The organism is Belnapia moabensis DSM 16746 (genome assembly GCF_000745835.1).
Lineage (GTDB): Bacteria > Pseudomonadota > Alphaproteobacteria > Acetobacterales > Acetobacteraceae > Belnapia > Belnapia moabensis.
Genome location: NZ_JQKB01000246.1, coordinates 1 through 2,112 on the forward strand (window position 1 = coordinate 1; position 2,112 = coordinate 2,112).

Genomic DNA, 2,112 nt, shown 5'->3' on the forward strand with positions numbered 1-2,112 from the left:
CTCCATGGCGGCTTCTCCCCGGGATGGTGGCCCCGGAGCTGATTCTAGCCAGCGGGGCGTCGGGGAGACGACACGCCCCGATTACCCCATGTTTGCGAAGGGTGACGGGGCTGGTTTGACGGGCTGATCCTGCCTTTCCAGGCGGCGTTGCACGCGGTTTCCTGCCCGGAGACCGCCATGTGGACACCCGCTGATCGCGCGCTGGTCGGGGATTTCGGATCCGGCCAGGCGCTGACGGACGACCAGTTCCGCCTCCTGGAGCCGTTGATCCCGCCCGCCAAGCCCGGCGGGCGGCCGCGGACCACTGACCTGCGACGCCTGCTGGACGGCTTGTTCTACCTCGTGCGCACCGGCTGCCAGTGGCGGCACCTGCCGCCGCCCCCGGCCTTCCCGCCCTGGCGCACCGTGTACGGCTACATGCGCGCCTTCCTGCGCGACGGCGTGTGGGAGAGCATGCGGCACCACTTGGTGGTGGTGCTGCGCGAGGGCGCCGGGCGGGAGGCCAGTCCCAGCGCCGCCATCGTCGACACCCAGAGCGCGAAGACCACGGAGAGCGGCGGCCCGCGCGGCTGGGACGCCGCCAAGCGGCTGAAGGGGCGCAAGCGGCATGTCGCGGTGGACACGGAAGGACTGCTGCTGGGTGTCGTCGTGCACGCCGCCGACATCCAGGACGCCGACGGCCTCGGCGACCTGCTGAAGAGCGTGAAGCCGCTCTACAACTGGCTCCGGGTCGTGTTTGCAGACGGCGTCTACAACCGCCTCGCGGCCATGCTCGCCTGCTTCCTGGCCGGCCTCGTGCTGGTCATCGTGCGCCGCCCCGCGGGCAGCACCGGCTTCGTCGTGCAGCCGCGCCGCTGGGTGGTGGAGAGATCGCTCGGCTGGCTCGGGCGGTGGCGGCGCCTGTCCAGGGACTACGAGGCGCTGCCCGAGGTCTCCGAGGCTATGGTCACCCTTGCCATGATCCGTCTCATGCTCCACCGGCTCGTCCACCCGAACCGCAGGCGGCTGCCTGCACGATGATTTCCAAAACAGGCAGTAAAATCCGGCGCTTGACGAGGCGCTCGAGTCCGACCAGACCCACGCCGGGCGAGTGGTTACTGTGGCCAAAGTTTCGAGCGTGACTTCACCTCATGGCTTGGCGGATGCATACCCTGCCGTGTTGGCACACCGCCGCCGGTTTGGTCAGCCACCCGGTGACCAGCTATGAGGCCTTCCAGGATCAGCCCCCGTGTGCGCTCGTGCTCAGATGCGCCGGCAGGTGCAGCACCGCCCAGCTCGGCAATCCGGGCGCCAAGGATGCCGGCGCGGTCGAGGCAGGTCTCAAACGCGGCCTCACCTACGATCCGCGACGTGGCATAGTCATACGGGTCGCGCAGATAGGCCCGCATGCGGCGGAGCAGCATCGCCATCTCGCGCTCCGCGGCCTCGATCGTGGGCGGAAGGTGGAACTCCTGGCTTGGTTCTCTGCCGGCAGCGGTCCTGTCGGCCGCGCTGGTCGCCGCTTGTCGCCGCCGCCGATACCGGCCCAGCATCGCAAAAAGGCCGGCGACAGGTGCCGCGGCAAGGCCTGCAAGCATCCAAAGTGGGTCAGCCATGGTCACGCCCGAGTACCGTCATACGTCTTGCGGACCACAAGCGGAACCCAGCCATCCCCCGGTCTCCCACGGCTACGCATCCCTGGCGCGAGCACGGATGCTAAAGCAGATCTCATGGTTGTGGGGCAGAAGCGCTACACTGAACGCTTGCTGGAGGCAGGGATTGAGCCTCCGTTGGCAGCGTCGGCGACAGCTACGACACTGCGCTGGCCGAGAGCGTCATCCGCCTGTTCAAGACCGAGGTGATCCGACGCCGCGGTCCCTGGCGCAACCTGGAGGCCGTCGAGTTCGCCACCTTGGAGCGGGTCGACTGGTTCAACCACCGCCGCCTCCTCGAGCCGAGCGGCAACATCCCGCTAGCCGAGGCAGAAGCGCGCTACTATGCCGCCCAGCAGGAGATTTCGCTGGCGGCCTGACTCAAGCTCACCAGCCTCCGGCTAACCCGGGGCGGTTCAGTCAGAGTTGAGATTGCTATTGATGCGGCCCTCATTGTCTTGATCTGATTGACTGGGGATCC

Annotated in this window: 2 protein-coding genes and 1 pseudogene; 2 read left to right on the forward strand and 1 reads right to left on the reverse strand. The window is 67.9% G+C overall.

The genetic code is table 11. From position 1 onward, the window contains the following. Window positions 1-177: 177 nt before the first annotated feature. Entirely contained in the window at window positions 178-1,020 is an 843-nt protein-coding gene (locus tag EP26_RS30600; protein WP_052389900.1) for an IS5 family transposase, read from the forward strand. Between the two features lie 74 nt (window positions 1,021-1,094). On the opposite strand, the gene EP26_RS30605 is transcribed toward EP26_RS30600, so the two are convergent. After that, window positions 1,095-1,409: a hypothetical protein gene (locus tag EP26_RS30605; protein ID WP_157033986.1), complete on the reverse strand. Its 315-nt coding sequence runs from the start codon at window positions 1,407-1,409 to the stop codon at window positions 1,095-1,097. 318 nt (window positions 1,410-1,727) lie between these two features. Between EP26_RS30605 and EP26_RS30610 the strand changes: the two are divergent. Further along, window positions 1,728-2,011 (forward strand): annotated as a pseudogene (locus EP26_RS30610) (integrase core domain-containing protein); the annotation flags it as partial. Window positions 2,012-2,112: the final 101 nt, after the last annotated feature.